The organism is Butyrivibrio sp. MC2021, assembly GCF_000621605.1.
In the GTDB taxonomy this organism is placed as follows: domain Bacteria; phylum Bacillota; class Clostridia; order Lachnospirales; family Lachnospiraceae; genus Butyrivibrio.
Genome location: NZ_JHXX01000004.1, coordinates 19,227 through 44,169, shown reverse-complemented (window position 1 = coordinate 44,169; position 24,943 = coordinate 19,227). Strand labels below are relative to the sequence as shown.

Annotated in this window: 24 protein-coding genes and 1 pseudogene; 23 read left to right on the top strand and 2 right to left on the bottom strand. The window is 47.9% G+C overall.

The features are described from left to right. Window position 1: 1 nt before the first annotated feature. Window positions 2-1,204: a nicotinate phosphoribosyltransferase gene (gene pncB, locus T359_RS0109800; RefSeq protein ID WP_051545269.1), complete on the bottom strand. Its 1,203-nt coding sequence runs from the start codon at window positions 1,202-1,204 to the stop codon at window positions 2-4. 105 nt (window positions 1,205-1,309) lie between these two features. Beyond that, window positions 1,310-1,738, bottom strand: a pseudogene (locus T359_RS23350) (adenylyltransferase/cytidyltransferase family protein); the annotation flags it as partial. Between the two features lie 116 nt (window positions 1,739-1,854). On the opposite strand from T359_RS23350, the gene T359_RS0109795 reads away from it, so the two are divergent. The 23 genes from T359_RS0109795 to T359_RS0109685 all read left to right on the top strand — a co-directional run bounded on the left by T359_RS0109795 (window position 1,855) and on the right by T359_RS0109685 (window position 24,939). Then, complete coding sequence (locus T359_RS0109795) at window positions 1,855-3,207, top strand: MATE family efflux transporter (protein WP_026517323.1); 1,353 nt, start codon at window positions 1,855-1,857, stop codon at window positions 3,205-3,207. A 15-nt stretch (window positions 3,208-3,222) separates the two neighbouring features. Continuing rightward, on the top strand, window positions 3,223-3,897 hold the full coding sequence (locus T359_RS0109790) for an amino acid ABC transporter permease (RefSeq protein ID WP_026517322.1): 675 nt from the start codon (window positions 3,223-3,225) through the stop codon (window positions 3,895-3,897). Window positions 3,898-3,907: 10 nt separating this feature from the next. Next, window positions 3,908-4,639, top strand: a complete 732-nt coding sequence (locus T359_RS0109785; protein WP_035784189.1) for an amino acid ABC transporter ATP-binding protein — start codon at window positions 3,908-3,910, stop codon at window positions 4,637-4,639. 82 nt (window positions 4,640-4,721) lie between these two features. After that, on the top strand, window positions 4,722-5,564 hold the full coding sequence (locus T359_RS0109780) for a transporter substrate-binding domain-containing protein (RefSeq protein ID WP_026517320.1): 843 nt from the start codon (window positions 4,722-4,724) through the stop codon (window positions 5,562-5,564). A 140-nt stretch (window positions 5,565-5,704) separates the two neighbouring features. After that, on the top strand, window positions 5,705-7,015 hold the full coding sequence (locus tag T359_RS0109775) for a GGDEF domain-containing protein (RefSeq protein WP_035784187.1): 1,311 nt from the start codon (window positions 5,705-5,707) through the stop codon (window positions 7,013-7,015). A 221-nt stretch (window positions 7,016-7,236) separates the two neighbouring features. Continuing rightward, window positions 7,237-7,401: a YezD family protein gene (locus tag T359_RS22170; protein WP_081795534.1), complete on the top strand. Its 165-nt coding sequence runs from the start codon at window positions 7,237-7,239 to the stop codon at window positions 7,399-7,401. A 28-nt stretch (window positions 7,402-7,429) separates the two neighbouring features. Beyond that, window positions 7,430-8,302 carry a radical SAM protein gene (locus T359_RS0109765; protein ID WP_026517318.1) on the top strand — a complete coding sequence of 291 codons (873 nt, stop codon included), beginning with the start codon at window positions 7,430-7,432 and terminating at the stop codon, window positions 8,300-8,302. Between the two features lie 39 nt (window positions 8,303-8,341). Further along, window positions 8,342-8,704: a NifB/NifX family molybdenum-iron cluster-binding protein gene (locus tag T359_RS0109760; protein ID WP_035784185.1), complete on the top strand. Its 363-nt coding sequence runs from the start codon at window positions 8,342-8,344 to the stop codon at window positions 8,702-8,704. 18 nt (window positions 8,705-8,722) lie between these two features. Beyond that, a complete protein-coding gene (locus T359_RS0109755; RefSeq protein WP_026517316.1) occupies window positions 8,723-9,907 on the top strand; it encodes a MalY/PatB family protein in 1,185 nt (394 codons plus the stop codon). 20 nt (window positions 9,908-9,927) lie between these two features. Continuing rightward, complete coding sequence (locus T359_RS0109750; RefSeq protein WP_081795533.1) at window positions 9,928-11,127, top strand: trans-sulfuration enzyme family protein; 1,200 nt, start codon at window positions 9,928-9,930, stop codon at window positions 11,125-11,127. Between the two features lie 162 nt (window positions 11,128-11,289). Further along, window positions 11,290-12,225 (top strand): cysteine synthase A, encoded by a 936-nt coding sequence (gene cysK, locus T359_RS0109745; protein ID WP_026517314.1) that lies wholly within the window; start codon window positions 11,290-11,292, stop codon window positions 12,223-12,225. Window positions 12,226-12,485: 260 nt separating this feature from the next. After that, entirely contained in the window at window positions 12,486-13,940 is a 1,455-nt protein-coding gene (locus tag T359_RS0109740; RefSeq protein ID WP_026517313.1) for a nitrogenase component 1, read from the top strand. After that, entirely contained in the window at window positions 13,933-15,219 is a 1,287-nt protein-coding gene (locus T359_RS0109735) for a nitrogenase component 1 (protein ID WP_026517312.1), read from the top strand. Before T359_RS0109740 ends, T359_RS0109735 begins: the two co-directional genes overlap by 8 nt. Window positions 15,220-15,337: 118 nt before the next feature. Further along, window positions 15,338-16,186, top strand: a complete 849-nt coding sequence (gene nifH, locus T359_RS0109730) for a nitrogenase iron protein (protein WP_026517311.1) — start codon at window positions 15,338-15,340, stop codon at window positions 16,184-16,186. 14 nt (window positions 16,187-16,200) lie between these two features. Further along, entirely contained in the window at window positions 16,201-17,196 is a 996-nt protein-coding gene (locus T359_RS0109725) for a PLP-dependent cysteine synthase family protein (RefSeq protein ID WP_026517310.1), read from the top strand. 40 nt (window positions 17,197-17,236) lie between these two features. Continuing rightward, window positions 17,237-18,703 carry a nitrogenase component 1 gene (locus tag T359_RS0109720; protein ID WP_026517309.1) on the top strand — a complete coding sequence of 489 codons (1,467 nt, stop codon included), beginning with the start codon at window positions 17,237-17,239 and terminating at the stop codon, window positions 18,701-18,703. A 130-nt stretch (window positions 18,704-18,833) separates the two neighbouring features. Next, window positions 18,834-20,132, top strand: coding sequence for a nitrogenase component 1 (locus T359_RS0109715; RefSeq protein ID WP_026517308.1), 1,299 nt, complete (start codon window positions 18,834-18,836; stop codon window positions 20,130-20,132). A gap of 14 nt (window positions 20,133-20,146) precedes the next feature. Further along, window positions 20,147-20,608, top strand: coding sequence for a NifB/NifX family molybdenum-iron cluster-binding protein (locus T359_RS0109710; protein WP_026517307.1), 462 nt, complete (start codon window positions 20,147-20,149; stop codon window positions 20,606-20,608). Window positions 20,609-20,735: 127 nt separating this feature from the next. Beyond that, window positions 20,736-21,638 (top strand): LysR family transcriptional regulator, encoded by a 903-nt coding sequence (locus T359_RS0109705; protein WP_026517306.1) that lies wholly within the window; start codon window positions 20,736-20,738, stop codon window positions 21,636-21,638. 253 nt (window positions 21,639-21,891) lie between these two features. Continuing rightward, the gene (locus T359_RS0109700; RefSeq protein ID WP_051545221.1) at window positions 21,892-22,746 is read left to right on the top strand and encodes a transporter substrate-binding domain-containing protein; all 855 of its coding nucleotides are present in this window, start codon (window positions 21,892-21,894) and stop codon (window positions 22,744-22,746) included. 5 nt (window positions 22,747-22,751) lie between these two features. Beyond that, on the top strand, window positions 22,752-23,462 hold the full coding sequence (locus tag T359_RS0109695) for an amino acid ABC transporter permease (protein WP_026517304.1): 711 nt from the start codon (window positions 22,752-22,754) through the stop codon (window positions 23,460-23,462). Beyond that, window positions 23,452-24,162, top strand: coding sequence for an amino acid ABC transporter permease (locus T359_RS0109690; RefSeq protein ID WP_026517303.1), 711 nt, complete (start codon window positions 23,452-23,454; stop codon window positions 24,160-24,162). Before T359_RS0109695 ends, T359_RS0109690 begins: the two co-directional genes overlap by 11 nt. A gap of 24 nt (window positions 24,163-24,186) precedes the next feature. Beyond that, window positions 24,187-24,939, top strand: a complete 753-nt coding sequence (locus T359_RS0109685) for an amino acid ABC transporter ATP-binding protein (protein WP_026517302.1) — start codon at window positions 24,187-24,189, stop codon at window positions 24,937-24,939. Window positions 24,940-24,943 lie beyond the last annotated feature (4 nt).

The following is a 24,943-nucleotide window of genomic DNA, read 5'->3' as shown; positions in this document are numbered from 1 at the left end:
ATTAAGCTTCGTGCTCCATTCTCCAGTCGATACATCTCTGGAGATACTCAACATATTCAGGATTCTTGCACATTCCCTTGCCGACCACATCAGAGATCTTGGCTACATCCTGACCGTTGCAGGCTGTGGTCTTCATTACGATGTTAAGGGCAGGCTCCTTGGTATCATTGGCAATGTAGGTTCCGATACCGAAGGCAACCTTTGCCTTGCCGTTGAAGTGGGCAAAAATGTTGCTGGCTCTCTCGAAATCAAGGCTGTCGCTAAAGAGCAGGGTCTTGGTCTTGGGATCGATACCAAGGCTTTCATAGTGCTTTATCATCTTCTCGCCCCACTCAATGGGATCTCCTGAGTCGTGTCTTACCCCGGAGAAAAGAGTGGAGTAGGTCAGCTGGAAGTCTCTGAGGAAGCAGTCTGTGGTGATGGCGTCCGTAAGCGCTGTTCCGTTGAGGATACCGTATTCTTTTACCCAGTACTCAAGAGCGTACCAGTTGGAATAGGCGGGATTGTGCTTGTGGTTACCCTGACCTACGCACATGATCCACTCGTGGGCCATGGTTCCCACAGGGGTTACATTACATTTTTTAGCAAGGTAAACATTGGAGGTTCCAACGAACTTGGAAGCTCCCAGGTCTGAGTCACGAAGTCTTGTAACAGCCAGCTCCTGTGCCTGTGCGGAAAGTCTTCTGCGGAGGCCGAACTCACTGAAGGCTCCGATGTTGTAGGTCCCTTCGGTAAGGAGCTTGATCTTCTCTGTAAGCTTCTCCTCAAAGGAAGCGTAGAGCTCCTTGTAGTCGTAGTTCATTCTGAAGTAAACTTCGTTGACGATGGCAAGAGTAGGAATCTCATACATTGAGGTGTTGAGCCAGGTTCCGTTGGTCTCGATGGCAAGGCCGCAGGCTGCATCTGTGGTGATGGTGAAATCCTCGTAGCGTGGGTGCCACAGACGAAGGAAATCAATGTAGGATTTCTTCATCCATTTTATCTTGGAGAGATATTCAAGCTCGTCCTCGGTAAAGCTGAGGTCGCAGTATGCGTAGATCTGACGCTTGATTTCGTCAACCATTTCGGGGGTAAAGTGAACGTCCTGGTTTCTGCACTTGAAGGACCAGGTGGTGGTGTAGTCAGGGAAATTGTGATAGATAGCCTGACCCATTGAGAATTTATAAAGGTCTGTCTCCAGAAGGCTGGAGATAATAAGATCCATGTTGAACTCGGACTCCGGGATGTCCAGCTTGCCGTTTTTACGAAGGTAGCTCTTGAAAAAGTCGTTGATGTCATCGGAGTGGATGGCGGGACTCTTTCTGATTTCTGTGCCGGAGGCCTTGATTATCTCGCGGTCCACGAGGGTGAATTTGTGAGCAGGGTAAATAACCTTGAGCTTGTCGATGTAGGACTGCTCGCCGGTGTACCAGTTGTACTCTGCGTCGTCAGGTCTTCTTCCTGCCTGGAAAAAGAGCTCGTCTCCCCAGAGAACCCAGTTGTCATGGGTGAAGGTTCCGTCGAGACCAAGTTTTTTGTCATCGATCTGAACAACGATAACATTGTCCTTCTCAGCGAACATCTCCTGAACCAGTTTGTAGCGGGCTTCAAAGTCAAGGAAATCCCTTCCCCTGTCAGCTCTGTAGCCGCATACCCCTATGATCATTTTGTCATTTTCTTCCAATGCCCTTTTAATGAGGGATTCGTGACCCTTGTGCATGGGAATAAAACAGCCAAAAACTATTCCAACTTTTTCCATAATATGCCTCCTTGAGGTTTACTCTAGATATTATCTTCCCTATTATAGACTGTTCTGATAGTATAGACAAATGGTATGATGAAATAAAATAAGAAATGATCAGAGGAAATTTTATAATGGTAAAACCTGCCAATAGAAGAGAATATTTGACAACAACTCCGGTGCCGAAGCTGATACTGTCGCTGTCGGTGCCCACTATCATAAGCATGATGGTAACAGCCATCTACAATACAGCGGACACTTTTTTCGTAGCCAGGGTATCCCACGACTATGCGGTCAACACGGCTGCCACAGCGGCGGTGGGCCTGGTGTTCACGGTTATGGCCATAATTCAGGCCTTCGGATTTTTCTTCGGCCACGGCTCAGGGAACTACTTATCAAGAATGCTCGGAGCCGGCAACCACAAGGAAGCGGATGAAATGGCCTCCACAGGCTTTGCCATGGCTATCATAGTGGGAATCTTTTTTGCTGTTATGGGAAATATCTTTATTGACCCCATAGTGGATTTCCTGGGAGCTACCCCCACAACCCTGCAGTTTACCAAGGACTACATGAGGATCATCCTTATCGGAGCCCCCTTCATGATGGCCCAGTTTGTTATAAACAATCAGCTCAGATTCCAGGGAAGCGCCGTCTATGCCATGATAGGCCTTATGTGCGGCGCGGTCATCAACATGGTGCTGGATCCCCTGCTTATCCTGGTCTTCCATATGGAAGTAAGGGGCGCAGCCATCGCCACTGTCATGGGCCAGCTCACCAGCTTTATCGTGCTTTTCATCGGAACCAAAAAGGGCGAGAACATCAAGATGAAGCTGTCCAACGTCCATATCAACGGTCACTATATTTTTGAAGTTATTAACGGAGGCGCACCTTCTCTTTTCCGTCAGGGACTGGCAGCTATTTCAACCCTTCTTCTTAACAGGACAGCCGGTGCCATCGGAAGCGACGCAGCCATCGCGGGAATGTCCGTTGCGGGAAGAATTATGCTGATGATGGCCTCCGCCCTTATCGGATTTGGCCAGGGCTATCAGCCTGTTTGCTCCTTTAACTACGGGGCAGGCCTTACAAAAAGAGTTAAGGAAGGCTTCGTGTTCTGCGTTAAGTATTCAACCATTTTCCTTATTGCCATCGGGGCTGTCTGCTTTGCCTTTGCAAGGGATATCATTTCTCTTTTCCCAAAGGATCCCGCAGCCATTGAGGTTGGAACCGTGGCCCTTCGCTTTATGGCGGCAACACTGCCTCTGTCCGGAGCCATCGTCATCAGCAATATGATGCTTCAGTCCATGGGAAAAGGGTTTAAGGCTTCCATAACAGCCTCCGCCAGAAACGGCTTTTGCTTTATTCCCATGATACTTATTCTGCCGCAGTTTCTCGGAATTCTGGGTGTTGAGATGGCCCAGGCCTGCGCGGATGTTTTGTCACTGTTCATTGCGGTGCCAATGGCATACTCTGAACTGAAGAAAATGTGATAACAGAGGAGACTTATGTTTAACGAAAAAACAGTAGAGCTTCTTGTGAGCTCTTTTCCTAAAATCCTGGAATACGGTCTTAAGGTATCCCTGCCCCTGGCGGTGATTGCCTTTATTCTCTCCACTATTCTGGCGGTGTTCGTGGCCATGGCCCAGTTCGCCAAGGTGCCGGTGGTGAAGGACATCTGCAGGTTCTACATCTGGATCATCAGAGGAACGCCCCTTCTTGTTCAGCTGATGGTGGCCTTTTACGGTCTGCCCCTTCTTGGGATCCATTCCAATCCATTTCTTATGGCGGTCATCGTTTTTACCATAAATGAAGGTGCCTACAGCGCAGAGACCATGCGCGCTGCCATGGAGTCAGTTCCAAGGGGACAACTGGAAGCGGGCTACTGCGTGGGTCTTAGCTACATGCAGATCATGTGGCATATCATTCTGCCCCAGGCCTTCAGAACCGCTTTTCCCTCATTGTTCAATGCCCTCATCAGCATGGTGAAGGACACCTCCCTGGCCTCCAGCATTACGGTGGTGGAGATGTTCACCAGGACCAAGCAGATCGCGGGCCAGTCCTACAACTATTTTCCTCTTTATATAGAGGTTGCTCTTGTTTATCTGATCTTCTGCACGGTTCTTACCTTTATTCAGAAAAAGGGTGAGAAGGTGCTGGGAAGCTACGGTGTAAGGAAGTAAGAGGTGAAAAATGGCGCTGCTTGAGATAAAGGATGTATCTAAATATTTTGATGATAAAGAAGTTCTTAAGGGAGTGAGCCTTAAGGTGGAAAAAGGTGATGTGGTCTCCATTCTCGGGGCTTCCGGCTCCGGCAAGACCACCTTTCTTCGCTGCATCAACTACCTGGAGAATGCGGACAGCGGAGTGATGGTCTTTGACGGAAAAGAGTACGACCTGAAGGCCTCCTCCAGAAAAGAGATGACGGAGATCAGGAAAAAGACGGGATTTGTGTTCCAAAACTACAATCTGTTCGCCAACAAAACTGTTCTTGAGAATGTGACCCTGGGTCTTACCTCCGGAAGGAAGATCCCTGCCGGCATGGCCAAAGACAGGGCTGTGAAGGTCCTTGATAAGGTTGGTATGGCGGACTATCTTGACTATTACCCCAGCCAGCTCTCCGGGGGACAGCAGCAGAGAGTTGCCATCGCCAGAGCCCTGGCCACAGACCCGGAGGTTATCTACTTCGACGAACCCACCTCCGCCCTGGACCCACAGCTCACGGCTGAAGTCCTGCAGGTAATGCGTCAGCTGGCCAAAGACGGCATGACCATGATCGTGGTCACCCACGAAATGTCCTTCGCCAAAGAAGTCTCCACAAAAGTAGTCTTCATGGCCGACGGTGTCGTCGTGGAGGAATCTACCCCCGCCGACTTCTTCAATAACCCCCAGGACCCCAAAACACGGGAGTTTCTTGCTTTGTGACAAAAAAAGAGAATTGACAGCCCTACAACTATCAAGCTACAATCCATTGTATAAAATTGATTGCAACAAGAGGAGGACTATTATGAAACGCAGAATTACTTTATTACTTGTTACAACGCTGGCAGTAGCTGCCCTCGCAGGTTGCGGCGCCAAGCAAACCACCGATACAACAGTTACCGAGGGCGAGGACACAGCTGTTGCCGAGGGTGAGGACCACCTGGCAAGAATCAAGGCAGCAGGCAAGATTACCATTGCAACAGAGGGAGTCTGGGCTCCTTTTACATATCATGATCCCGAGAGTGATAAGCTGGTGGGCTTTGACGTTGAGATCGCAGAAGCCATCGCTGAGAAGCTGGGAGTTGAGGCTGATTTCAAGGAGGTCGCTTTTGACGGCGGTCTCACCGGCGTATCCACAGGCACTTTTGACATGATGGCCAACGGCGTTGATGTCACCGAGGACAGAAAGGGAACCTACGATTTCACTGATCCTTATGCCTATGACCATGCGGTTGTTGTAACCCTTGCATCCAACAACAGCATCACATCCTTTGAAGACCTTCAGGGTCTCACCACTGCCAATTCTGCAGGCTCCACCTACGAAGCCATGGGAATTGAGTATGGCGCCACAGTATCCAATGTTGATACTCTTGGAGAGACCATGACTCTTGTGCTTAACGGAACCGTTGATGCAACTATCAATGCCAATACTTCCGCACAGGATTATTTCAACACAACAGGAACCACTGATCTAAAGGTTGCTGCCATCGATCCTGAGGTTACACAGTATGCGGTGCCTCTTGCCAAGGGCAGCGACAACGATTCACTGAGAGCGGCTATTAACAAGGCTATTGCGGAGCTCAGGGAAGAGGGAAGACTTTCTGAGATTTCAATTAAATATTTTGGAGCTGATATAACTAAGGGTTAAGTTTATTGAAGGGCCAGGCAGTGACGGCTTTTGCTGTCCCACCTGGCCCTATTTTTGCGCACTTTACAGATATTTTGTGCTATAATGTTTTGAGATTCCGATAGTGGAATCAAAAGGGGAGATTTTTAAAGGAGTAGGGTATGATAACAAACAAAGCGTTGGAGGATTATTCAAGAGAAGATCTGATTGAAATCCTGGATGCTAACGTGGATGCCATTATTTTGGTGGATACTACGCTCAACAGGTACAGAGCCGTTGTTCGCAGGAATTTTTTCGAAGATTTCATCGATGAGACCGGCAATTATCATGAACTTATCGAGAAGCTTTGGTTCCATCTGGGGGATTCTAATGAAGAGATAACCGATGATTACAAGGCATTTGTTTCTTACTACGGCAAGTACAAGGGGAAGTACAGCCGAAGACTCAGGCTCTTTTCTAAGGGAAGTGATGTTCCGCATTACATCCAGATGAATGTTTATCCTATAAAAGACACGGATAAATATATTTACGCCATGGATGAGCTGGGTGACAGTGAATATCTGGAGGAGAATATGACCGACAGAAAGCTGAACACCATGCAGAACACTTACCTTTTCTCCATGTTTGTGGATCTGATCAAGGACACCACCAGTAGCATCTGTGTTACTGAGGTATCTGATGAGATCGTAAACTCAGACATCACATATTCACAGTGGAGAAGCATGACTGTACATATGATAAGCAAGGAGGAGCAGGCACATTTCCTTGGCCTCACGGACCCGGAGTTTTTGAAACAATACCTCAAGCGTGGGCAGACCACTTCCATGGACTGCAGGATGAAGAATCTTGAGGGCGTGTATATCTGGGTTAAGCTTATTTTCAGCAGAGCACAGACCAAAAGTGAAGATGACTTCAGATTCGTCTTCATGGTTCAGGATATCAACAACAGCTACAAGGATCTTATGTCAGCTCTTAAAAAGTACGAGGAGCTGGCCCAGAAGGATTCTCTAACAGGACTTTTAAACAGACGCAGCATGGAAACAGAGATCCGCAATTCCATCGATGTTTACAAAAAAGGCGGCAATCAGGTTTCACTGATCATGCTGGATCTGGATCATTTCAAGGTAGTCAACGACACCTACGGACACGTTGTGGGTGACAAGACTCTCAAGGCCTTTGCAGGAATACTTCAGGACAGCGTTGAGGGCAAGAATGCCACAGTAGGACGCTGGGGCGGTGAGGAATTCGTCATTGATCTCACAGGTATATCAAGAGATTACGTTTATGCTTTTTCTGAGAATCTCAGGAAAAAGGTTGAAGATTACACCTTTGAGGATGCGGGCCATCTCACATGCTCCATCGGAATCAGCCATCTGAATTCCGATGACTCCTTCGAGGCAGTGTTCAACCGCATGGACGACGCCATGTATTCTTCCAAGGAATCCGGCCGTAACCGCGTGACTGAACTATAATTTAAATTGATATAAAAAAGGGCTGTTCCGCCAGTTGGTGGGACAGTCTTATTTTATTTTACAGGGCTATAACTAAAAATTATGTGTTGCGATAAGGAGATTTGTGTTGACAGATTGGCTCTGAGACTGTATTATCACTTTATTACCTATAAAACCCATCAAGTTAATAGGTTTAAAGCGATAAAGTAATACAGTGAAAAGAATGGCTAGGAGATTTGGCAATGGCAAAGGCAAATTCAGCAAACACCTCTGATTCTGAAGAGAAAATCTGGCAGCAGATCAGAGAGAAGACAGATAACATACAGTACGGAACAGTGACCATCACCGTTCATGACGGCAGGATCACACAGGTAGAGGCAAGTACGAAGCTTCGTTTTGACAGATAAAACAGAGGCTGTTGGAGGAGAGAATATTATGGCTAGATCAATCGAAGAACTTGAGAGAAACCACCCATGCTTTGGCGGGTGCAAATTTAACGCAGGAAGGATCCATCTTCCGGTGAGCCCGGGATGTAACATCTCCTGCAAATTCTGCGACAGATCCGTCAATGATGTGGAGCAGCGCCCCGGTGTTACCTCCAAGGTGATAACACCCAAGGAGGCCGGCACCTTTATAGACAGGGCTGTGGAGCTTGTTCCCAGCATCAAGGTGGCTGGCATCGCAGGCCCCGGAGATACCCTGGCAACAGACAATGCCTTCGAGACCTTCAGAGAGATTGACAAGACCCATCCCGAGCTTTTGAAGTGCATGAGCACCAACGGTCTTCTTCTTTATGAGAGAGCAGACGAGCTTATAGAGCTTGGCGTGGATACCCTGACAGTAACCGTCAATGCGGTGGATCCCGAGATAGAGGCACAGCTCAACGACTACATCATTTATCACGGTGAGAAGATCGAGGGCGTAGAGGGAGCCAAGATCCTCATTGAGAATCAGCTCAAGGGTATAAAGAAGGTAGCCGATGCAGGCGTTACCCTGAAGATCAACACCGTTCTTGTGCCCGGAATCAACGACCATCATATTGAGACTGTTGCCAAGACTGTAAAAGAGGCAGGGGCCCTTATCTACAACATCATTCCCCTTATCCCTCAGCACAAGCTCTCACACATTGAGAGACCTACCTGCGAGCAGCTGGAGAAGGCAAGAGAGGATGCGGAGAAGCACATCAAGGTCTTCAGACACTGCGCACACTGCAGAGCCGATGCGGTTGGAGTTCCCGGAATTTCCGAGTACAGCCAGCTGGTTTATCAGAACCGCCTCAATGTAAAAAATACTTTTTCCCACGGCTGATTTAGAATCAATAAGGCCGCCGGGAATGAAAGGATAACCATGGAGAATCCATCCTACAGAGTTGCTCTTGCTTCCACGGATAATATGCATGTGGACCAGCATTTCGGAAGAGCTGAATCGTTCCTTATTGTTGATGTAGACAAGGAGGGAAATTATGAAGAGATCGAGCAGAGATTTGTGGAACCTGTTTGCCAGGGTGGCAGGCACGACAGCGCCCAGCTTAAGCGGGGCGTCGCCGGAATTCTCGACTGTAACTTTGTTCTGGCAGCCAGGATTGGAGACGGAGCAGCCTACGAGCTTCGGGAAAAAGGAATTGCAGCCTTCGAGATGCCCGGAGAAGTGAGGGACGCCTTAAGGCGCCTTGACAGCTACCTGAAACTACTGGAAGAGATGGCACTGTAAATTAGTAGGACAAGAGACATGGGAAAATACAATTTTGACAAAATTATAGACAGACACGGAACATCAAGTCTTAAATATGACTTCCAGAAGGAGAGGCGTGGACGGGAGGATCTGTTACCCCTGTGGGTGGCGGACATGGACTTTGCTCTTCCTGAGGAGATTCTTGAGGATATTCATAAGAGAGTTGATCACGGGATCTTCGGATATACCGATCCCAAGGATGACTATTTTGATGCCCTTAAAGGGTGGTACAAGAGAAGACAGAACCTTGATATTGCAAAGGAGTCTGTGACAGTAACCCCCGGTATCGTCTACGCCATCGCCGTGGCGGTGAGGGCTTATACAAAAGAAGGTGACACCGTCATCATCCAGGAGCCGGTTTACTACCCCTTCAGAGAAACAATCGAGCTCAACAAGAGAAAAGCAGTTAATAACCAGCTTGTTTACAACAAGGATAAAAATAAATACGAGATAGATTTCCAGGACTTCGAAAAGAAGATCATCGACAACAATGTGAAGCTCTTTCTTCTTTGCAGCCCCCACAACCCTGTGGGCAGGGTCTGGACAAAGGAGGAACTCACAAGACTTACAGATATTTGTATAAAGCACGACGTGATCATCTTCGCAGATGAGATCCACAGCGACTTCATATATGAGGGCTATGAGCACACACCGCTTTTATCCCTGGGAGAAGAAGTGGTAAAACGCGCAGTTATGGGCGTCTCACCCAGTAAGACCTTCAATATCGCAGGCCTTCAGGTGGCCAACGTGATAATTCCAAATGAGGAACTGCGAAGGAAGTTCAGATTTCAGAACGACGCCGCAGGCTACAGCCAGGGATCCCTTCTTGGAATGACAGCCCTGATTTCCTGTTACAACAAGGGAGAGCAGTGGTTTGATGAGTTAAAAGAGTACCTTTCAGGCAACATCGACTATATCAGAAACTTCTTAAAGGAGAACCTTCCTGAAGTCACCCTGATAGAGCCCGAGGGCACTTACCTTATATGGCTTGATTTTTCGGCGGTCACAGAGGATTACAAGCAGCTGAAAAAGGTCATCGTGGATGATGCCAAGCTGTGGCTGGATCCGGGAATCATTTTTGGCAGAGAGACAGCTCTTTTCGAGAGAATAAACGTAGCCTGTCCCAGAGCCATTCTTGAGCTTGCCATGAACCGCATTCTGGCGGCAGTTAAGCAAAACTAAAGTTACGAGGAGATTGAAAAATGGATTGTAGTGGTTGTAACAGATGTACAGAGATAAATTGCAGCATCGACACCAAGTGCCAGCAGCTGGACAGAAGCCTGATGGATCAGTACGGCGCCATCAGCTTTCCCATATATCAGACCGCTACCTTTGCCCATCCGGGGCTTGGAGAGAGCACCGGCTATGACTATTCCAGGGTTCAGAACCCCACAAGAAAACAGCTTGAATCCATCGTGGGCTACCTTGAGAACGGCCTCGATGCCCTGGCTTTTTCCAGCGGCATGGCAGCCATCGCCACTTTGATGGAGCTCTTTAAGCCCGGGGACCACTTCATCGCGGACTCCGATCTTTACGGAGGAAGCGTAAGACTCTTTGACCAGATAAGCAAAAAGAACGGCCTTACATACACCACCGCTAATTTAAGCTGCGAGGATGTGAGACCCCTTATCCGGGAAAATACCAAAATGATCTACCTGGAGACCCCCACCAATCCCATGATGAACGTCACGGATATTGAGAAGCTTTCCAAAATAGCTAAGGAAAAAGGAATCCTTCTGGTGGTGGACAACACCTTTTTATCACCTTATTTCCAAAACCCCCTGGATCTCGGAGCGGATGTGGTAATCCACTCGGGAACCAAGTTCCTGGGAGGCCATCACGACACCATCGGCGGTTTCATCGTGGTCAAGGATAAGGAGATCGATGAAAAGTTAAGGTTCATCTATAAGACCACCGGCGCCATCCTGAGCCCCTTTGACAGCTGGCTCATACTTCGAGGCATCAGGACACTGGCGGTAAGACTTGAAAGAGCCCAGGAAAATGCCCTGAAGCTGGCCAGATTCCTTAAGTTCAACAAGCATGTTACCAAGGTCATCTATCCCGGCCTTGAGGACCATCCCGGCTACGAGATTATGAAGAAGCAGGCAAGAGGCTTTGGAGCAATGCTCACCTTCGAGGTAGAGAGCGAGGCCTTTGCAAGGTCAATACTTAAGAATGTGCAGCTCATCTATTTTGCAGAGAGCCTTGGGGGAACCGAGACACTGATAACCTATCCCGTGACCCAGACCCACGCCGACGTTCCCAGGGAGATCCTGGAAAAGAACGGCATCAACGAAAGGACCCTTCGACTTTCCGTAGGAATCGAGGGCTATAACGACCTTCTCTGCGAGTTCCACAGAGTATTCCAGCTGGCAGCAGAGGAATGTGACAGTGATAAGTAAAAGGTTATAACTGATAAGGAAATCTTATATGAAGCGATAAAAAGCTGTGTGTTGACGGGTATTCCCAACTTTCATATCATATTACTAGGAAATGACATACAGCTTACAAATAAAAACTAAAATAAAAAAGAAAAAAGAAAAGAAAAACGGAGGAAAAGAATTATGGCAGACATCAAGGAAAGCGCATTAGAACTCATTGGGGGAACACCCTTACTTAAACTTAACGGCTACAGCAAGAAGGCCGGCGTAACAGGAGCCACAATCCTTGCTAAGCTTGAGTATCTTAATCCCGCCGGATCTGTAAAGGACAGAGTAGCCCTTGCAATGATCGAGGATGCTGAGAAGAGCGGAAAGATCAAACCCGGCGCAACAATCATCGAGCCTACATCAGGTAACACAGGAATCGGTCTTGCAGCAGTTGCAGCAGCCAAGGGATACAGAGCAATCCTTACACTTCCTGATACCATGAGCGTAGAGAGAAGAAATCTCCTTAAGGCTTACGGCGCAGAGATAGTTCTTACAGAGGGTGCCAAGGGTATGAAGGGTGCCATCGCCAAGGCTGAGGAGCTTGAGAAGGAAATCGAGGGAGCAGTTATTCTTGGACAGTTCATCAATCCTGCTAACCCTGCAGTACATAAAGCAACCACAGGTCCTGAGATCTGGAAGCAGACAGGCGGCAAGGTAGACATCTTCGTAGCAGGCGTTGGTACAGGCGGAACTGTTACTGGTGTAGGTGAATACCTCAAGGAGCAGAATCCTGACGTTAAGGTTGTAGCTGTAGAGCCCGCTACAAGCCCTGTTCTTTCCAAGGGCGAGGCAGGACCTCACAAGATCCAGGGTATCGGCGCAGGCTTCGTACCGGATGTTCTTAACACCAAGGTTTATGACGAAGTAATCGCCATCGAGAATGAAGATGCTTTTGCAGAGGGCAAAAAGTTCGCAGTTTCAGAGGGAATCCTTGTTGGTATCTCCTCAGGCGCAGCCCTTAAGGCAGCATCAATCCTTGCAGAGAGACCTGAGAATAAGGGCAAGAACATTGTTGTTCTTCTTCCTGATTCAGGAGATAGATACCTTTCCACTCCGCTCTTTGCCAATTAATCAGTACTCGGCACTTAAACGTATGTAAAATAAAGTAACCCGCAGGGATACGACTTGCCACGGATCCCTGCGAAAACCTCCTAAGTAAATACTTAAACACATAAAAACGGACTGACTGGACCACCAGAGGTTTACAGATGAATCGCATCATCCTTTCATTAGGGATCACTTGCGGTTTAACTGTAAACCTCTGTTTTTTTGAAAAAAGACATTTTAACACTTTAAAGCGATAACAGATTAACGGTATGGAGATAAGCTAAATGGCACAAACTTATTCGGGAGTTAGAGAAAGTAAACCGGGAAGGGTAAATGACTACGGCGGAGAGAGCATAAAGACCGCCGAGGCTTTCAAAAAGGGCTGCCTTAAGAGGGCGGACAGAAGCTTTGCTCAGGGCCTTCAGTGCCAGCAGATAAACAGTATGTCAGCGCTGATGTCCTTAGAGGATGCGGTTTTCATAGCCCATTCACCTCAGGGGTGCGTGGGATGTACTTCACTGGCGGTGGATATGTACCGCGTAGGCCAGGCCCACAGGGGAGTTAAGCACATCAAAAATCCCCACATCATAGTAACCAACCTGGATCAGAAAAGTGTAATCTTCGGCGGGGAGAACAAACTCAGGGATTCGGTAAATCTGGCCATTGAAAGATACAATCCCAAGCTGATATTCGTTTTTGCTTCCTGCGCCTCAGGAATTATCGGTGATGATATCGATGCTATCTGCAGCGATATTCAGAAGGAGGTTGAAGCCCTGATAATCCCAATACACTGCGAGGGGTTTAAATCAAAGATCTGCGCCTCAGGCTTTGATGCGGCATTTATATCAATTCAGAAATACATCTTAAAGGATACAAAGCTTCCAAAGGATGAGAACCTGGTTAACCTCTTTGCCCCTGTTTCCATAAGCTATGCGGATCAGGTGGAGATGGAGCGAATGCTGGGACTTCTTGGTATAAAGACCAACTACATTCCTTTTTACAGCAACCTTGAGAAGATAAAACAGATTCCCGCTGCGGCAGCATCAACCTCTATCTGTAAGGTCTTTGCAGATGAGTTCATGAAGACTCTGGAAGAGAAATACGACATTCCTTATTCCCACACAGTAATGCCCATAGGAATCCGCAACACTGACAAATGGTTCCGGGGTATTGCCAAGGTCATGGGAAAAGAGAAAGAGGCTGAGGAGATCATCGCAAGGGAGCACGAAAGAGTGCAGCCCCTGGTGGACAAGATCAAGGCAAGGCTTCAGGGAAAAAGAGTATTCATCTGCGGAGGAACAGGAAGAAGCTTCGCGGCAGCAGCTCTTATCGATGATTTCGGCATGAAGCTGGTGGGCCTTGAAACTCCCACCTATGACGACGACGCTCAGGTGGATATCGAGTACCTGAACGGAATCCACGGGGACTACGTGGTGGATATAGCCAACATGCAGCCCTTCGAGCAGGTGAATCTTGTTAAGAAGTTAAAACCCGATGTATTTATCGGAGTGCCGGAGTGGGCAGCTAAGCTTGGAATCCCAACAACCCATGTTCTTGATATGAAGAGACCTACCATGGGCTACGACGGACTGATCTTCCTTGGAAACAAAATAGCTGATCAGCTCAGTAATCCCGGATTTAACGTGAAGTTATCCAAACATGTAAGGCTTCCCTACAAGGACAGCTGGTATGACGAGGATGCCTTCAAATACATCGTAGGAGGTGAGGAGAATGTCTGAGATACTGGAAAATCCCAGAGGCGGATGCGTCCTCGCCGGAATAAATTCAGTTCTGGGCGCCATCTACAGGGTGTGCCCCATACTTCATTCAGGCCCGGGCTGCTGCATGCAGACCTGCGCCGCGGAGCAGGGACAGTCAGGAAACAAGTCCTCTGCCTTTGTATCAAGCGTTTCCATTCCCTCCACCAACATGCTGGAGAGAGAAGTTGTTTTCGGAGGAATAAAAAAGCTTAAGACCACCATTCAGGGCGCCATAGACATCATGGACGCCGATGCCTTTTTTGTACTGACAGGCTGTACCGCAGGAATCATCGGTGACGACATAGTCTCAGCGGTGTCGGAATATCAGGATAAGGGCTACAAGGTTTACCCCATAGAGACTCCCGGATTTGCAGGAGATTCCAATCTGGGCTACGAGGTCATCTGGAACGCTTTCATAGATCAGGTGATAAAAAAGGATGTTCCCAGGGATGAAAAGCTTGTAAACATCTTCGGAATCGTTCCTTATCACGATCCCTTCTGGAGCGGCAATCTGGAGGAGATCTCCAGGATCCTTCGAGGTCTTGGCCTTAAGGTAAACACCTTTTTCACGGAGCATCAGGGAATTGAGACCATAGAAAACTGCTCCGGGGCAGCCCTTAACATCATCGTTAACCCCTGGCTTTTCGGGGGCCCGGCCAAGAAGTTCGAGGAAAAATTCGGTGTTCCCAGCATCAGATATCCCGGTCTTCCCATCGGAGCCACAGACACAGGAAGGTTTGTAAGACAGGTGGCAGAGGCATTGAAGCTTGATGAGAAGCTGGTGAACGACTTCCTTGAAAAAGAAGAGGACTACGTATACAGCTACCTGGCCCAGTCCATCGGAGCTCTTTCCTGGAAGAGATTTGCAGTGGTTGGGGACAGCGCCAGTGCAGTGGGAATCACCAGATACCTGGCCAATGACTACAGCTTTACACCTAAGCTGGTGATCATATCAGAGCCTGTTTTCGGACAGAGCAACAAGGAGAGGATCGAAAAGGAGATCACCGACCTTGAATATGCGGTTCCGCCCAAGGTGGTATTCACCGCAGACCAGTTCGAGATAAACAGAACTCTGGCAGAGGAAGAGGACATCACACTGATCGTAGGAAGCAGCAACGAAAGAGAAGCCGCATCCCTTAAGGGGGTTCAGTGCATAGCAGCCACCTTCCCGCTGAAGGACAGACTTATTTTTAACAGAGCAATCGCAGGCTACAGAGGAAGCCTGACGCTCACTGAAGATCTATACGACAACCTGTAATTATGTCAGGGTTGAAAGTCTGGCCCCACGACAAGCTCGCTTGGGAGTGGGCGACAGACCTTATGACATAATAAAAAATTACCCCACAAGAAAAAGAAAAGAAGAGGAGAATGAAAAAATGGCAGAATTAAGACAGATCGCTATTTACGGCAAGGGTGGAATCGGAAAGTCCACCACAACCCAGAACCTGACAGCAGGACTGGTGGAGCACGGAAAGAAAGTAATGGTAGTAGGATGCGACCCCAAGGCAGATTCCACAAGACTTTTGCTGGGTGGCCTTGCACAGAAGACCGTTCTTGACACCATCAGAGAAGAGGGTGAGGACATTTCATTGGACAGAATCATGAAAGAGGGATTTGGCGGAACAAAGTGCGTTGAGTCCGGCGGTCCCGAGCCCGGTGTAGGCTGCGCAGGTCGTGGTATCATCACCTCCATCAACATGCTGGAGAACCTTGGCGCATACACAGATGATCTTGATTATGTATTCTATGACGTTCTTGGCGACGTTGTCTGCGGTGGTTTCGCAATGCCTATCCGTGAAGGCAAGGCCAAGGAAATTTATATCGTAGCTTCAGGCGAGATGATGGCTCTTTATGCAGCCAACAACATCTCAAAGGGTATCCAGAGATACGCAAGAACAGGCGGAGTAAGACTTGGCGGTATCATCTGCAACTCAAGAAACGTAGACAGAGAGCTGGATCTTCTTAGAGCATTTTCAAAGGAACTTGGAACAAAGCTTCTTTACTTCGTTCCCCGTGACAACGTGGTTCAGCACGCTGAGATCAACAAAAAGACAGTTATCGAGTACAAGCCTGATTCGAACCAGGCTCAGGAGTACAGAAACCTGGCTCAGGCAGTAATAGAGAACACAGACTTCGTCATCCCTACCCCCATGACCCAGGAGAGACTCGAAGAGATCCTTATGGAGTACGGCATGATGGATCTGTCTGATGACTATCGCATCTAAAAAGGAGAGAAGGTATGGGAAATATACATCAGTCTATTACAGAACTTGTGGGAAGAACACCCCTGCTTAACCTTGGGGGCTTCCAGAAGCATCACGGTCTTGAGGCAAACATAATCGGAAAGCTTGAATATTTTAACCCCAATCAGAGCGTAAAGGACAGAATCGCACTGGCTATGATCGAGGATGCGGAGAAAAGCGGAAAACTTAAACCCGGGGATACAGTGGTGGAGACCACCAGCGGAAATACAGGTATCGGCCTTGCAGCCATCGCAGCTGCCAAGGGCTACCCTTTCAGAGTATATATCCAGGATCAGGTAAGTAAGGAGAGATTCCAGGTTATCCAGGCCTTTGGCGGAAAGACCATCAAGCTTACCGAGGAGCCTACAATTGCAAAGACCCTTGAGGAGACCAAGGGCGACTTTATTGCAGCCATCAAGGCTCTTAAAGAAAACGTTCTTGATAAGGAAGAGGGCGTTACCTTTGTGGATCAGTGCTCCAATCCTGCTAACCCTGATGTTCATAAGAGAACCACAGGACCTGAGATCTGGGAAGACACCGACGGCAAAGTAGACATCCTTGTAGCCTGCGTAGGAACCGGCGGAACCATCTCCGGAACAGGAGCATATCTCAAGGAAAAGAATCCCAATATCAAGGTTGTGGCTGTTCAGCCCGGACCAAATTCCCTGCCATCAGCAGAGAAGCCCGTTCCCGACGAGGAGATCACAGGAGTACATCCTTTTGAGGGAGTGCCTGAGAACCTGATCCCTGCTACCTTTGACAGAAAGATCTACGACGAGTGGATCGCAGTAGAGGCTCTGGATGCCTATGAGGCAGCAAGAGAAGCCGCAAGAAACGACGGTATTCTCATCGGAGCATCTTCAGGAGCAGCTCTTTATGCGGCTAAGCTTCTGGCTCAGAGACCTGAGAACAAGGGCAAGAATATCGTAGCTATTTTCCCTGACACAGGACTCAGATACCTTTCAACCAACCTCTTCACCACAGAGGAATAAAGAAACTGATAATTCAAATAGTTTTGTAGGAGAGAATAAAATGGCAACAAATTTAAATAATTCCAATGTGGCCACAAGAGAGAACCGTATCGGTTCCATCACAGGCTACATCGGTTCACTTAAAGATCTGGCAAGCCAGAGTGAGTGCGGAACCTTAAAGGGCTGTTCAAGATGCTTTTCCCAGTCAAGCTCATGTCTTTCAAGCTGTGCTCTGGGCCAGCTCTCAGCCATAAGAGATGTGGCGCTTATTCACCACGGCCCTGCAGGCTGCTCTGTGGCTGCCGCAGGCACATACTACCTTGATAAGGTTATGGCCAAAAAGAGAGGTGTTACCACGAGCACCATTTATGTAGGAACAGACATGAATGAGAATGACACAATCTTTGGTTCCACAAAGGCACTTAAGGACATTATTTTTGAGGTTAACAAAAGATATTCACCCAAGGCTATTTTTGTATCCAGCTCCTGCGCCACAGGTATCATCGGAGAGGATATCGACAGCGTTGTTGACGAGGTAAAAGAACAGATCGAAGTTCCCGTTATCGCTGTTCACTGCGAAGGCTTCAAGTCCAGAATCTGGGCGACAGGCTTTGATATTGCAGACCATGCGGTTCTTTCCGGAATCGTTCAGCCTCCAAGAGAAGGAGTTAAGACCAACAGGATCAACTTCAAGAACTTCTATGAGAGTGCAAGACCTGAGATCATCGAGATGTTCAAGAACTTCGACCTTGATCCCGTATTCCTTTACTGCAATTCCACAGTAGAAGAGCTCTCACATATGTCAGAGGCTATTGCCACAACCTGTATCTGCGGAACTCTGGGCAACTACGTGGGAAATGTTCTTGAGGAAAAGTACGGCGTTCCTTATGTAAGAAGCATCAACCAGTGCGGTATCGTGGGCTTTGAGACCTGGCTTCGTGAGATCGGAAAGGTCACAGGAAGAAGCGACAAGATCGAGAAGTACATAGAAGAGCAGAGAGCTATTTACATTCCACAGATCGAGGAAGTTAAGAAGGAGCTCAAGGGTCTCACCGCAGTTATCGGAATGGGTCCCGGCTACACTTTCGAGGTATCCCGTGTTCTTGACGAGCTTGGCATCAAGGTTGTATGGGCTCTTGCATGGCACTACGACAAGAAGTATGAGAACGGAGACGTTCCTCCTTCAATGAAGTATCTCCTTGATAATGACATTGATTTTGAAGCATCCGTAGCGGATCAGCAGAACTTTGAGGTTATGAACATCCTCAACAAGTACAAGCCTGACATGTACCTTTCAAGACATCCCGGCTCAACAGTATGGGCTATCAAGAACGGCACTCCTGCTGTTTATGTTGCTGATGAGTACATGATCTTCGGTTACAAGCACACCCTTGAGTTTGCTCATTCAATTCTGGACAGCATCAGAAACAGAAGCTTCGAGCAGAATCTTGCTAAGAGGACTAAGCTTCCATATACAGACTGGTGGTACAAACAGAACGTGGATAAGTTCCTGGAGCAGAGCACTTAACGAGGTATTGTCGAGTTTAGTGCGAGCCCTGGGTGAACACTTGATGAGGTAGTTGCGAATCTAGTGAGAACCCCAGGAGCAGAGCACTTAACAAGGTAATATCGAAATCATATAGCGAGGAGATGAAAAAGTGGCAAAATTATTAGATAAACAAAGATATAAATGCGCCCTTGGCGCAATGCAGACAGTGCAGGCTATAGACAGAGCCATTCCGGTGCTTCACTCAGGCCCCGGCTGCGCTCAGAAGCTTTCCGACAGTAACGGAAGCAGCGGATATTTTTCACCAAACATTTTTCCCTGCACCAGTATAAATGAGAAGGACGTTGTATTCGGCGGTGTAAAAAAGCTCCATTCCACCATCGAAAATGCCCTGAAGGTAATTGACGCAGATCTCTATGTGGTGCTTACAGGCTGCATTCCCGAAATCGTAGGTGATGACTCCGGGGAAGTGGTTTCAGAATTTGCTGACTCCGAAAAGCCTGTAATCTACGCTCCCACAGCGGGATTTAAGGGCAACAACTACAAGGGACATGAGCAAGTCATCGAAGCCATCGTTGATCAGTATCTGAAAAAGACTGATGAGAAGGAAGAGGGCCTTGTAAATGTCTGGGTGGACGTTCCCTACCAGGATCTGTACTGGAACGGCAACTACAACGAGATCGAGAAGCTCCTTAAGGAAATCGGCCTCAAGCCCAACGTTATCTTCGGCTACAAAAAGGGCATCGACAACATCAACAAGATCCCCAAGGCTCAGTTCAATCTTTTGATCTCACCCTGGGTATCCCTTAAGAATGTAAAGAAGATGGAGAAGAAGTTCGGAACTCCTTATCTTCACTACAAGACTCTTCCCGTGGGCGCTTTCGAGACCAGCAAGTTCCTTCGCGAAGTGGGCGAGTTTGCGGGACTTGATAAGCAAAAGGTTGAGGCTGTCATCACAGAGCATGAGAATTATTACTACTACCTTATCGAGAGATTTGCAGATCTTTTCCTGGAGAACCGTGTAATCAACAAGCAGTTCACTGTTGTGGGCGATGCTCAGTATGTTCTTGGTATCACCAAGTTCCTTACCAACGACCTTGGCCTTGTGCCCGCGAAGCAGTTCATCACCGATGACACTCCAAAGGAGCACAGAGAGGCCATTGCCGAGGAGTTCAAGAAGCTCAACTATGGCATCCAGGCTGAGGTGGAGTTTGAGACAGACGGCTACAAGATCCACCAGCAGATAAAAGAGCATGATTATCACGGATATCCTCTTATCCTGGGCGGCTACTACGAGAGAGAGCTCACAGAGGAGCTTAAGGGTAACTTCCTTAATGTGTCCTGGCCTGTAAGGGACAAGATCGTATTAGATGATTTCATTGCGGGCTACACCGGCGGTATCAGACTTATTGAGGATATTTACACCGTAGCATCCCAGAGATTTAACTAAGGCAGGAAATACAGATGTCATATTTAATTGCAATTGCTTCATCGGATGAAAAAAACATAGACCTTACCTTCGGTGCTGCTGACAGCTTCATTATCTATGAGGTTGAGGGAACAGAGTACCACAAGAAGGAAGTAAGACAGGTGCCACAGGAGGAAGGCGCTGCAGAGGGCTCTTTGGCAGCCGGCGGCTCAGCCTGCGGCGGAAGCGGTAACGGCTGCGGAAACGGATCCGGCAGCGGCTGCGGCAATGGCAGACAGGGCGGGGGCTGCACAGGTCCCGACAGTCACTCTGCCAAGGTGGAACTCATCGCTGACTGCAGAAGCCTTGTCTGCAAAAAGATAGGCTTCCAGGCCACCAGGCAGCTGGAAAAGAAGGCCATCGCCTCCTTTGACGTTGACTGCACCGTAGATGAAGCACTGACTAAGATATCTACTTATTTTTCCAAGATAGATAATCACATTTCATTACGCCAATGACTTCTAATGAAGGTCATAATATTCTTTTCTTTTTTCTTTTGCTGGGGCAGCTCTTCGGGGCTGCCTTTTGCTTTGCTTGTGTTATAATGTGAAAAGCAGATAAATACTGGGATACGAGGTATAAAAAATGACCATTTTACAGTTAAAATATGTAATTGCAATCGATGAAGAATGCTCCATGAGAAAAGCCGCAGACAGGCTCTATGTTTCACAGCCGGGACTGTCCAGTGCCGTGAGGGAGCTGGAGAGCGAGCTGGGGATACAGATCTTCCAGCGTGTTCATAACGGAGTTGTGACAACAGTTGCCGGTGGTGAGTTCATCGCCTACGCCAGAAGCGTTGTGGAGCAGTATGAGAAGATAGAGCACAAATATCTTGATGCCAAGGTGGAGAAGCCTACCTTTGCGGTATCAATGCAGCACTACACCTTTGCGGTTAATGCTTTTATTGAGGTGGTTAAGGATTTCGACTGCGACGCATATCAGTACAGCGTCCGTGAAACCCAGACCAGCGAAGTAATTGAGGACCTTAAGACCCTTAGAAGCGAAGTGGGAGTCATTGCTGTCAGCGACTTTAACAGAAAGATGTTCAAAAAGGTATTTGCCGACGCATCCCTTGAATTCCACGAGCTTTTCCAGTGCAACACCTACGTATATCTCTGGAAGAACCATCCTCTTGCGGACAGGGCGGAGCTTTCCCTGGAGGACCTGAAGGACTATCCCTGCATGGTATTCGACCAGGGTGACAACAACTCTTTTTACTATAAGGAAGAGGCCCTTGCTACCTACGATTACCAGAAGGTTGTGACCACCAACGAGAGAGCAACCTCCATGGAGCTCATGATCGGACTTAACGGATATGCCGTTGGTTCGGGCCTTCTGGACGCTTCTCTTAATACCACGGATTTCAATGTTATCAAGTTAAAAGAGGAGGATATCATCACTCTGGGCTACATCGTCCGCAAAGGCAATGTCCTCAGCGACATGGGCCAGGCCTATATCAAAAAGCTGGAAGCCTATTCTGCAGTGTGAAGCGGAAGTGGAAAGTGGACCCAACCACACCGATAAGCTTTCGTTATCGCCACAGATAAAGCCCCTGTAATTGTGCAACAAAGCTCTTTCCTTTATATTAAATACAACAAATATATAACAGCTGACCGGACAACCGGAGGTTTTGATTTACTATCATTGGGTAGATTGAAACGCTCCGGTTTATTTTTTTACATAAAAACACTGTCATATACAGCGGTCTGGATCAAAGAAAAACAAAGGAGGAGTTTTGATTATGAGAAGAGAGAACATTAAAAAGGTAGTTGTAGCAGGAGCAATGAGCGCAGTAATGGGTATGTCTCTGGTGGGCTGTGGCAGCAGTGGAAGTGCATCGGCAGCAGGAAGCGCCGAGGGTGTGACCAAGGTAGTTATTGGTTCAGGTATCAATTACAACCCTTATTGCTACATAGATGAAAACGGAGATGCAGTTGGCTATGAGTACGATGTTCTTGCAGCCATCGACGAGCTCCTTCCTCAGTACGAATTTGAATATCAGTCTATGGCTTTTGATCAGCTTGTGCTTTCACTGGAATCAGGAAAGATCGATGTGGCAGCTCATCAGTATGAGTACACACCGGAGCGTGAGGAGAAATATCTTTTCTCAGCCGAGTCTTACACATCATATATCACATATCTTGCAGTTCTTATAGACAGCAATGTTCAGTCACTTGAGGACCTTACAGGCCAGAAGATCAGAACCGGCGGAGCAACCAGTGCAACAACCCAGATCCTCACCAAGTGGAATGAGGAGCACCCCGGACAGGAAGTTGTCCTTGTTAATTCAGAGTCCAGCTCTGACGAAGAAGGCGCAGCAGCTCTTAAGTCAGGTGCAGCAGCAGCTTCAGTACTTAAAAAGAGCGATGTAACCAAGATGAACAAGAACTTCAGCGATGACGGAAAGGACTGGCTTAAGTCAGTAGGTGATCCTATCAACAATTCAAAGACCTACTATCTGTATCGCAAGAACGATCCTGAAGAACAGGCCCTCAGAGATGCCATCGACGGAGCCCTGAAGACACTTAAGGAAAACGGCACTCTTTCAGAGCTTGCCATCAAATGGGTCGGATATGACGTAACCGAAGAGGAATAATACCTATGGGTAGTTACTTTAGCGCTGAGAGATTCATAAATGTTTTTCCCAAGATCATTGCCTGTCTTTCTGTTAATTTTCACATCGTGTTCTGGTCAATGCTTCTGGGAACCATACTTGCAATTTTCGTAGCGGTGCTAAGGCTTAAGGAGATCCCGGTTGTAAAGCAGATCCTGAGTGTGTACATATCATTTATGAGAGGCACACCCTTGCTGGTACAGATGATGATAGCTTTCTACGGCATTCCACTGGTTTTGGGAGAACTGTTCATGGGGTTATTCGGAATTAACCTGAATAGGATTGAACCTGCGGTTTTTGTAGAGATAGCGATCATCCTGAATGAGGGGGCTTTTTTAGGGGAAATCTTTCGAGGAGCTATCACTTCAGTGCCGGCAATCCAGACGGAAGCAGGATATTCCATTGGGATGACGGGGGCACAGACCTTTTTCAGGATCGTGCTTCTCCAGGCCTTTAAGGTGGCACTTCCCCACTACGGCGTAGACTTTGTGGGAGTTTTCCAGAACACCTCTCTGGTATTTACCCTGGGAGTTGTGGACGTTCTGGGCAAGGCCAAGACCCTGGGAGCTGCCACAGGCCACACCCTGGAGGGCTACATTGCAGCCACGATCATCTACATTTCCTTCAGCCTTCTTTTGAAGGGCAGTTTCCTTTTAGTAGAAAAAAGACTTATCGGCGGGAGAGCGTATGTCGTTTAATATTAACAGCTTTACAGATGCATTAAAATCGGCCTTTCTATATGCACCGGTCACATTAAAGCTAACGGTTATAACCTTCGTGGTTGCTATAATCCTGGGAACCGTCATTGCCACTGTCAGGCACTACAGGGTTCCGGTGCTGTCACAGATCCTCGCGGTCTTCGTGACAGTCTACATGGGACTTCCCATGATGGTTGCCCTTCTTTTGTACAACCTTCTGTTTATGACCTTTTACAATGATGTGGCCGGGGCGCTGCATATTTCAGTGCCCATCAGTGATGTGAATCCTATATACATCGGCTTTTTTGCCCTGATCCTGGGAACCAGCTGCTCCCTAAGCGAAGCGGTGCGAGGGGCCTTTCGGGGTATCGATAAAACCCAGTACGAAGCAGGCTACAGCATTGGCCTTACAAGATTTCAGACTCTCATCAGAGTGATCTTCCCACAGATGGTGCCTATACTGCTTCCCGGCCTTCAGAATTCACTGATCGGTCTTTTAAAGGCATCAAATCTTGTAAGTGCCATTGCTGTCACCGAGATAATGACGGGAGCCTTGCTACCCAGCCTTCTTTATTACAGCTATCTTGAGAGCTATCTGGCAGCAGCCCTTGTTTACTGGATCATCGGAGCGCTTATCGAGGTTCTGGCCCATTTTGCGGAGAAGAATTCCGGCAGATACCTTAGCCGGGCCATTGCATAAGAATACAGAAAAGAGGACAAGAGTTTGATCGAACTTACGGGAGTAAAAAAGTCCTTTGGCAAACAGGAAGTTCTAAAGGACGTTTCCATAAAAGTGAATGATGGTGAAGTGGTGGTAATCCTTGGCCCCAGCGGATCGGGCAAAACCACGTTTCTAAGATGTATCAATTTCCTTGAAAAAGCGGAAAAAGGGAGGATGGTATTTGGGGATAAAATACTGGACCTTGGGCATGTGAAAAAGAAGGATATTCTCTACATCAGAAGGCATTCAGCCTTTGTGTTTCAGAACTACGGCCTTTTTGCTCACAAGACAGCCCTTCAGAACGTGATGGAGGGCCTCACCCAGGTTCAGAAAAAGTCAAGAAAAGAGGCCCAGCAGATAGCCGAGGATGCCCTTAGCTGGGTGGGACTTCTGGATAAAAAAGACTTTTATCCGGCCCAGCTTTCCGGCGGTCAGCAGCAGAGAGTCGGCATCGCCAGAGCGGTGGCTTTAAAACCGGATGTTATCTTATTCGACGAACCCACCAGTGCCCTGGATCCGGAGCTTGTTGGTGAGACTCTGGAAGTAATCAAAAAAGTTGCCAAGATGGGAATCACCATGGTGGTAGTAACCCACGAGATGTCCTTTGCTGAGGATGTTGCCGACAGAGTTATCTTCATGGACGGCGGTGTTGTGGTGGAGGAAGGAAAGCCCAGTGAAATATTTTACAAGCCTAAAGAGGAGCGTACCAGACAGTTCCTGTCCAGGATTATTCCTGTCGACCAGTACGTTATCTAACAAA